This is a genomic window from Protofrankia symbiont of Coriaria myrtifolia, assembly GCF_900634755.1.
GTDB lineage: Bacteria > Actinomycetota > Actinomycetes > Frankiales > Frankiaceae > Protofrankia > Protofrankia coriariae.
The window spans coordinates 1-8,484 of sequence record NZ_CAAAFS010000235.1 but is presented as its reverse complement, the minus strand read 5'-3'; the positions used below and the strand labels follow the sequence as shown (position 1 = coordinate 8,484).

Annotated in this window: 8 protein-coding genes; all 8 read left to right on the top strand. The window is 71.7% G+C overall.

What is annotated here, in order from left to right; all coding sequences use genetic code 11:
* Positions 1-56 precede the first annotated feature (56 nt).
* The 8 genes from CM1CMNOD_RS13210 to CM1CMNOD_RS21810 all read left to right on the top strand — a co-directional run bounded on the left by CM1CMNOD_RS13210 (position 57) and on the right by CM1CMNOD_RS21810 (position 8,185).
* Positions 57-1,118: an NAD(P)/FAD-dependent oxidoreductase gene (locus tag CM1CMNOD_RS13210; protein ID WP_131774008.1), complete on the top strand. Its 1,062-nt coding sequence runs from the start codon at positions 57-59 to the stop codon at positions 1,116-1,118.
* Positions 1,115-3,172, top strand: coding sequence for a class I tRNA ligase family protein (locus CM1CMNOD_RS13205; protein ID WP_013874110.1), 2,058 nt, complete (start codon positions 1,115-1,117; stop codon positions 3,170-3,172). The genes CM1CMNOD_RS13210 and CM1CMNOD_RS13205 overlap by 4 nt, the downstream gene beginning before the upstream one ends.
* Complete coding sequence (locus CM1CMNOD_RS13200) at positions 3,169-4,743, top strand: AMP-binding protein (protein ID WP_013874109.1); 1,575 nt, start codon at positions 3,169-3,171, stop codon at positions 4,741-4,743. Before CM1CMNOD_RS13205 ends, CM1CMNOD_RS13200 begins: the two co-directional genes overlap by 4 nt.
* Positions 4,744-4,765: 22 nt before the next feature.
* A complete protein-coding gene (locus tag CM1CMNOD_RS13195) occupies positions 4,766-5,029 on the top strand; it encodes a hypothetical protein (protein WP_043603674.1) in 264 nt (87 codons plus the stop codon).
* 18 nt (positions 5,030-5,047) lie between these two features.
* On the top strand, positions 5,048-5,647 hold the full coding sequence (locus CM1CMNOD_RS13190) for a GNAT family N-acetyltransferase (protein ID WP_043606542.1): 600 nt from the start codon (positions 5,048-5,050) through the stop codon (positions 5,645-5,647).
* A gap of 19 nt (positions 5,648-5,666) precedes the next feature.
* Positions 5,667-6,695 (top strand): C45 family autoproteolytic acyltransferase/hydolase, encoded by a 1,029-nt coding sequence (locus CM1CMNOD_RS13185; RefSeq protein WP_013874106.1) that lies wholly within the window; start codon positions 5,667-5,669, stop codon positions 6,693-6,695.
* 162 nt (positions 6,696-6,857) lie between these two features.
* The gene (locus CM1CMNOD_RS13180) at positions 6,858-7,925 is read left to right on the top strand and encodes a zinc-dependent alcohol dehydrogenase (RefSeq protein ID WP_241247591.1); all 1,068 of its coding nucleotides are present in this window, start codon (positions 6,858-6,860) and stop codon (positions 7,923-7,925) included.
* Positions 7,926-8,023: 98 nt separating this feature from the next.
* Positions 8,024-8,185 carry a hypothetical protein gene (locus CM1CMNOD_RS21810; RefSeq protein WP_165001705.1) on the top strand — a complete coding sequence of 54 codons (162 nt, stop codon included), beginning with the start codon at positions 8,024-8,026 and terminating at the stop codon, positions 8,183-8,185.
* The last annotated feature ends 299 nt before the right edge of the window (positions 8,186-8,484 follow it).

The following is an 8,484-nucleotide window of genomic DNA, read 5'->3' as shown; positions in this document are numbered from 1 at the left end:
GTCGAAGGGCGTGCGATCATGGCGAAGCCGCACGCCCGGAGCCCGCTCTTCCAGAGATGCTGACCATGGGGGCCGTGGACGCCGACGTTGTCGTGGTCGGGGCCGGCGTGGTCGGCTGCCTGGTGGCCACCGAGGTGCTGGCCCGCGTGCCGCGCCGGCGGGTCATGGTGGTCGACAGGGGGCTGGCCGGTGGGGGAGCGTCCCGGTTCTCCGCCGGGCTGCACTTCCCGCGCGGGGCCACCCCGCGGGTGCGGGCGATGAGCGCCTACAGCCAGCGCTGGTACGCCGACCTGTGCCGACGCGACCCCCGGGTGCCGATCCACCCGGTGGGCATGACGGTGGTCAGCGCCGACGAGGCCACCGTCCGGGAGCACTACCTCCCCGAAGCGCGGCTGCGCCCGCTCCCCGAGGCGCGGCTCCCCGAGGCGCGGCTGCGCCCGGCCGAGCGGGGCTGGGACGGTGACGGCGCCCACCACGCCGACGTCGCGGCGCTCACCGAACTGCTGGCCGCCCGGCTGCGCGGCCGCGCGGCGTTCCGGGAGGGCAGCGCGGTCACCGCCGTGCGGTCCACCCCGGACGGCGTCGTTCTCACATTGGGTAGCGGCATCCGGCTCACCGCCAGCCGTGTCGTGCTGGCGCCGGGCCCCTGGCTGCCCTGGCCGCTGCTGCTCGCCCCGCTCGGCGTCCGCGTCAAGAAGGTCGTCGCCCTGCACGTCGAACGGCCCGTCGCCCCGCACGACCGTGCGACCGTCTTCCACGACGAGGACGCCTTCCTGCTGCCGCTGGCCCACCGCGGCCACTGGCTGTTCAGCTACACGTCACCCGACTGGCACGTCACCCCGGACGCGCTGACCGGCGGGCTGTCCGCCGACGACCTCGACCGCGGCCGGGCGGTTCTGGAGCGCCACGCCCCGGCGCTCGCCCCGTACTGCGTCTCCGGCCGCGTGTTCTGCGACGCCTACAGCCCTGACCGCGCGCCGATCGTGCGCCCGGTCACCGCCGACGGCCGGGTGCTGTTCGCCGGCGCGGCGGGCGGCTCCGGCTACCGGCTGGCCCCCGCGATCGCCGCCGCGGCCGCCGACCTGCTCGACGGGCTCGACGAGAAGGACACCGCATGATCATTGACCGTTTTGACGCCACCGCGCTCTCCGCGGCGTTCGGGATCGACATGGGCTCGGTCGACGGGCTGGGCACCGGCGCCGCCTGGGGCCGTGTCGCGCCGGGTGTCGCCACGACACACCAGCGGCACGACGAGACCGAGCTGCTGGTCATCGTCGCCGGCCGCGGCGAACTCGCCGTGGGAGCCGCGCACCACCCGGTCGCCGCGGGCACCGTCGCCCTGCTCGAGCCGTTCGAGGACCACGTCGTGACGAACACCGGGGAGGAGGACCTGGTCTTCCTCACCCAGTACTGGCGTGACGGCGCCCGCGCGGTGTCCTCGGCCACCCCGGCGGCCAGCGAGCACGGCGGCCGCCCGGTGTTCGTCTTCTCGACGCCGCCCACCCCCAACGGCGACCTGCACCTCGGTCACCTTGCCGGCCCGTACCTGGGCGCCGACGCCTACGTCCGGTTCCAGCGGATGAACGGTGCCAGCGCCTGGCACCTGACCGGCAGCGACGACTTCCAGTCCTACGTGGTCGACCGTGCCCGCCGGGAGGGCCGGTCGAGCGCCGAGGTGGCCGCGCACTACAGCGCCGAGATCGCGGAAACCCTGCGGCTGATGGACATCCCGCTCGACCAGTACACCGTCACGAACGCCGACCCCGGCTACGTCCCCGCGCTGAAGGACTTCTTCACCAGGCTGGTCGACGCCGGCGCGATCGCCCCGGCCGACGGGCCGGCGCTGTTCGACCCGCGGACCGGTCAGTACCTCTACGAGGTCGACGTCCACGGCGGCTGCCCGGGCTGCGGCGAGGCCACCGCCGGCAACATCTGCGAGCTGTGCGGCGAGCCGAACACCGTGGTCGACCTGGCCGGCCCCGTCGCCGGGCCATCCGGCGAGACGCCCGTCACCGGCACGGCCCGCCGCTACGTGCTGCCGCTGCACGAGCACGCCGACGCGGTGCTCGACCACCAGCGCCGCGGCCGCGTCCCGGCCCGGCTGCGGGAGCTCGCCGCCCGGCTGTTCCGCCGGGGGCGGATCGACATCCCGGTCAGCCATCCCAGTGACTGGGGGATCATCCCGCGTGAGGCGGACGGCGCCGGCCAGGTGATCTGGGCCTGGCCGGAGATGGCCTTCGGCTTCCTGCACGGCATCCAGCGGTTCGGCGAGCGCCTCGGCCGCGACTGGACGGCAGCCAGGCCGGCCGACGACTGGAAGGTCGTCCACTTCTTCGGCTACGACAACAGCTTCTACCACGCGATCCTCTACCCGGTGCTCTACCGGCTCGCCCTGCCCGGCTGGACGCCGGACATCGACTACCACGTCAACGAGTTCCTTCTCTACGACGGCCTGAAGTTCTCCACCAGCCGCCGGCACGCCGTCTGGGGCAAGCAGATCCTCGACGCCGACAGCGTGGACGCGGTGCGCTACTTCCTCGCCCGCAACCGTCCCGAGGTGGAGCGGACGAACTTCACACTCGACGCCTACGAGCACACGCTCACCACCACCCTGATCGGCACCTGGCAGGCCTGGCTGCACGACCTCGGCCAGCGCGTGGCCGACCGCTACGACGCGGTGGTCCCCGACGCCGGCAACTGGACGCCCGAGCACGCCGGGTTCCTCGGCCAGCTCGCCGCCCGGCTCGGCGCGCTGGCCGCCAGCCTCCAACCCGGCGGCTTCTCGCTCAACCAGGCCGCCGCCGAGTTGGACGCCCTGGTCACCGACACGGTCCGGTTCAGCCGTCGGGAACGCGCGCTGGCAGCGGCCGGCGGCATGCCGGACGAGGTGCGCACGACCACGGCCCTGGAGCTGGCCGCCGCCTGGCTGCTCGCGCACGCGGCCACGCCGGTGATGCCGCGTTTCGCCGCCCGGCTGGCCGAAGCCCTCGGCCAGCCGGCGCCGCGGCGGTGGCCCGCCACGGTCGAGCTGGTCCCGCCGGGTAGCAAGATCGCCCTTGCTCAGGTCACGTTCTTCCACCCGCCCCGGCCGCTCGGCCCGCTCGGTGCGGCCCACGCGGCCGAACACCCGTCGGACGCCTCGCGGACCCAGCCCAGCGGGAGCCTTGCGTGATCAACGAACTTCTGGCGTCCACGCCGAACCGTGGGACGCTGCACGTCACCAGGCTGGCCGGCACCCGCGAGATCCCACTCGCCGAGGTCTGGCGACTGTCCGGCCTGGTCGCGGCCGGGCTGCGCGCCCGCGGCCTCGGCGCGGGCGACCGGATCGGCATCCTCGCCGCCAACAGCCTCGAGTGGGTGGTGCTCGACCTGGCCGCCCTGCGCCTGAAGGTCGTCACCGCCGGCCTGGAACCGGGCAAGTTCACCCCCACCCGCGAACTGATGGAGCGCTACAGCCTCTCCCTGCTGTTCACCGACCGTCCGTGCGACGTCCCCGGCGTCGAGCGGCTCACGACCCTCCTCGACGACCTGCCCGACGCGGCTGGCACGGCTGGCACGGCTGGCGCTGACGACACGTCCGGCGCCGACAACACGACTGGCGCGGCCGGCGCGGTCGGCGCGGCCCCGCCGCCACCGGTCAGGTACGCCCCCGACGAGATCACCACGATCAAGTTCACCTCGGGGAGCACCGGCACGCCCAAGGGCCTCGGCGCCACCGTCGGCAGCATCGACAGCTCGCTGGACGCCGTCCAGGACATGTTCGGCCACGGCCCCGGCGACAATCTGCTGGTGTTCCTGCCGCTGTCACTGCTCCAGCAGCGTTACTGGGTGTACTCGGCGCTGCGGTACGGCCACGACGTCACGGTCTGCACCTACGAGTCGGCGTTCGTCGCACTCACCCAGGTGCGGCCGACCGTCGTCATGGGCGTGCCCGGCTTCTTCGAAAGCGCCCGCGGCCAGATCGAACGCCACGCCCGGCGCACCGGCCGGGACCTCGCCGATGTGGCCCGCGACATCTTCGGCGGCCGCATCCGCTACCTGTGGACGGGCTCGGCGCCCGCCGACCCCGCCACCCTCGCGTTCCTCAACCGGCTCGGCCTGCCGATCTACGAGGGCTACGGCCTCAACGAGACGTGCATCGTGGCCAAGAACCATCCGGGCGCGCACCGGGCGGGCAGCGTCGGCCGGGTGCTGCCGGGCAAAGAGGTGATCATCGGCGACGACGGGGTGATCAGCGTCCGTGCCGAGCACCCGGTGAACCGGCGGTACGACTACTGCGAGCCCGGCGACAGCGAGCGGGTCTTCGGCACGGACGGTGTCGTGCGCACCGGCGACCTCGGACACCTCGACGCCGACGGCTTCCTGTTCGTCCTCGGCCGCGCCGACGACACGATCGTGCTGGACAACGGCAGGAAGATCGTCGTCAGGCAGATCGAGGAGCACCTGAAGGCCAGCCCGGCGATCGCCGAGTGCGTGCTCTACTGCCCGGCCCAGACCGAGCTGGTGGCGGTCGTCTCACCGGCGTCGGTGCCGGTGGACACCGGCGCCATCGCCGCGCAGCTCACCGCCACCAACCGGGCGCTCGGCGGCGACCAGTACATCCACCGGGTCGTGGTGGCCGACGAGCCGTTCAGCATCGGCAACGGTCTGCTGACGTCCCAGTACAAGCCCAGGCGCAAGCAGATCCGGGCGGTGTACCAGCGCCAGCTCGGCGACCCGAGGAAGGGAATCCATGCGGCCTGACAGCATGCGGCCCGACAGATCCATGCGGCCCGACGTCGAGACCGCCGCCCGGGAGAACCTGGCCGCGGTACTGGCCGCCGACATCGCCCCCGAGGAGATCCAGCCCGACGTCGGCCTCACCGCCGCCTACGGGCTGACCTCGCTGAACAAGGTCCTGTTCCTGACCTCGCTGTGCCGGGACACCGGCGTCGACACCGCCCACCTCACCGAGGACGACCTGGCCAGGATGCACACCCTGCGCGACTGTGTGGACATCCTGTCCAGGCACGTCCCGGCGGGGGCCTGACCGGTGGCCCGGTACCCGGTGGACTGGCACACGGCCGGTCCGGCAGTCCTGAGCAACGACCACGTCCGCCTCGCACCCGTCACCGAGGCCGACCGGGAGCCGCTGCGGGCGATCGCCCTCGACCCGGACATCTGGCGGTACTTCGTCTCCCGGGTGGAGTCCGACGCCGACTTCGAGGCGTTCTTCGACGCCACCCTCGCCGACCACTTCGCCGGCCGGCGATGCGTCTTCGTCATCACCGACCGGCGCACCGGCCGGACCGCGGGCAGCATGAGCTACGGCAACCTCTCCGAGCCGGACGCCCGGCTGGAGATCGGCTGGTCGTGGCTCGGCCGCGACTTCCGCGGCACCGGGACCAACCGGTGGGCCAAGCTGCTGCTGCTGGAGCACGCCTTCGAACGCCTGGGCGCACTGCGGGTGGAATTCAAGACCGACGTACTGAACACCCGGGCCCGCCGCGGCCTGCGCAACATCGGCGCCGTCGAGGAGGGCGTACTGCGCAGCTACAACCCCATGCCGGACGGCCGCCGCCGCGACGCGGTCTACTACAGCGTCCTGGCCGACGAATGGCCGCTTGTGAAGAAGACCCTCACCGAACACCCGAAGGTCCGCCCGTGAGCGTGTCGGGGGAGGCCGAATGACCATCCTGATCAGGGCGGACGGGCCGCCGTCGGAGCTGGGTCGGACCCACGGGGCGGCGCTGGCGGGGCGACTGCGGTCGTTCGTGGACGACCACGTCTGCCGGCTCGGCCGGCTGCTGCCCGGCCCGGTGACGCTCGACGGCCTGCGCCCGACGATCGCCCGCCACCGCGCGGAGATCGAACGGGCCACCCCGCGGCTCGCGGCCGAGGTCGCCGCGCTCGCGTCCGGCGCGGGCCTGACCGAGGACGAGGCCTGGCTGCTCCAACTGCGACGCGAGATCCTCGGCTACACCCGAATCCCCACCGCGGGCGACTGCACCACCTACGCGACCGTCCACCCGGGGGCCGCCGGCCCGCTGCTCGCCCAGACGGTCGACCTGGGCGGCGACCTCGACGACCAGATCGCCGTCCTCGACGTCGCCTCGCCGGTCGGCCGCTCGCTCGTGCTGAGCTTCGGTGGCCTGCTCGGATACCTCGGCCTCAACAGCCGCGGCCTCGCGGTCGGGATCAACCTCGTCCTGGGCGGCGACTGGCGGGCAGGTCTGCCCCCGTACCTGGCGATTCGGCACCTGCTCGACACGGCGGCGAGCGTCGCCGAAGCGCTCGACGTCCTCCGAGGCCTGCGGCTGGCCAGCTCCCGGTCGCTGACGCTCTGCGATGCCACCCGGGCGGTCTGGGTGGAGATCCTCGGTGAGGAGCTACGGACCATGCAGGCGCCGCGGACCGTCCACACCAACCACTTCCTCCACCCCGATCTCGTTCCCCACGACGAGATCAACGTGTTCGCCCGCAACTCCTCCGTCCGCCGGCTCCAGGCGGCCACGGCGGCGCTCGCCACCCTCGGCGAGGACCCCGAGGAGCACCTCGCGCTGCTGTCCACCCCGCCCATCCGGGTCCCCGACAACGGCGACATCCGCCGGGAACGCACAGTCGCCGCAGCAGTCCTGCTACCAGCCCTCGGAGAACTACGCCTCCGCCCCGGCGACCCCTCCCTGTCCACCACCCAGACGTTCCGGTTGAAGTAGCAAGCACGGCGACGATCCACCACCACGACGTGCGGCCCACCGGGGCCGGCCAGCCGCCGTGACTCCCGCAGCCCCCTGACCAGCCCCCGACGAACTTCCAGCACCGACCACCAGTTATCCAGCCATGCGCGCACCGTCCGGGCGAGGCCGGGGATCTCAATGGTGACCGCGATCCAGAGCAGGTCAACGTCAACCCGCGAAGTACCTGTGTACAAGATGGTTACGCATACCGGCGATCCCCGCCTGGGGAACATCTGGATAGCTTCTCGGCTGGAATCCGCTGAAGGAAAGGAACGCTCAATGCGCGCGGTGCGAAATTCTGCTGAAGGTATCTCGGTGGTCGCCGTGGACGAGCCCACGGGGGCGGGTGTTCGCCTCGAGGTGACTTCCGTCGGAATCTGCGGGTCGGACGTGAACCTCGCCGCCGGTCTCGGGGGCTTCACCTATGGACACGAGTTCGCGGGGGTCGCCGCGGACGGGCGCGAGTACGCGGTCGAGCCCAACATCCACTGCGGGCGGTGCGAGCAATGTCGGCTCGGGGCGACGCAGCGTTGTACGGATGCCGGGCACGGCTTTCTTGGCGTGTACCAGGACGGCGGCATGTGTGACGCGATCGTCGTGCCCGACTACACACTCGCCCCGCTCCCCACGGGGTTGCCCGGGCGCGACGCCTGCCTGGTGGAGCCGGCGTCGGTCGCCTGGCACGGTGTCCAGCGGGCGGCGCTTGCACCGGGGGAGAGGTTGGCTGTCGTCGGCGGCGGATCGATCGGCCTGCTGACGGTCGCGGCCTCGCGCCGAATGGGCTTCCAGGTGGATCTCGCTGCCCGCCATCCCCATCAGGCCGCGGCCGGTGAACGCCTCGGCGCCGGCTCCGTGGACGGCGGCTACAACGTAGTCATCGACGCCGCCGGCAGCGAGGCGGGCCTCGCGAGATGTGTCGAACTCGCGCGTCCCGGCGGTCGGGTCGTGTTGTTGGGTGTCTACCAACCGACCATTCCGGTACCGGGAATGATCAGTCTAGTCAAGGAGTTAAGCTTCGTCAACGCCGTGGCCTGCGGGCGCCGCGACGGCGTCCGTGAGTTCGAGCGGGCGGCCGCGATGCTGGCGGAAAACCCGGGCATCAGCTCGACCGTCATCACGCACCGCTTCCCGTTGGCCGACGCGGCGGAGGCGTTTCGCGTGGCTGGGGACCGATCGGCCGGCGCGATCAAAGTCGTCCTCCATCCCTGAACGCCCGGCGACAAGTGATCGGGTGCGGCTCGGGTCTGATCGCGCGGATGCGCGCCCACGTCGCTACGCGGCCGCTGCTCTGGGACAAGGTGTGCCCGATGATCGTCGAGGTCGGTCACGCCGACAGCGATGGCACCTGCGTCGTCCACATCCTGGATCTCGGGCTGGTTCTCGCCGGGGATCTGATCGACAACCGCGGACTCCGACATAGCCGCGACACCTCGATAATCTCCTACGCCGCACCGGCGCCACCCGCTTGACCCGCCCACGTCCACTTTTGTTAACTCGCCGATCGCGCTGCCTGCCGACCGGTAACACCCTGCCAACAATCGCCGCCGCGGTGTCCGGGAATTCAGAAAATCATCGTTTAATTGGAATTTTCAATGGTACGGAGAACTCGTTGTTTAATACTGATTAGGTGCCTATGCTGTGACTGACCGAAATGCGGAGCACGCGGCACGCGGAGCGCCGGATGCGAAGGAAATCTCCCATGAGTCGGGCTGTACAGCCAGAATCGTCCGCCGACCTGATTCCGAATGAACTCCGGCTGATCCTAGTG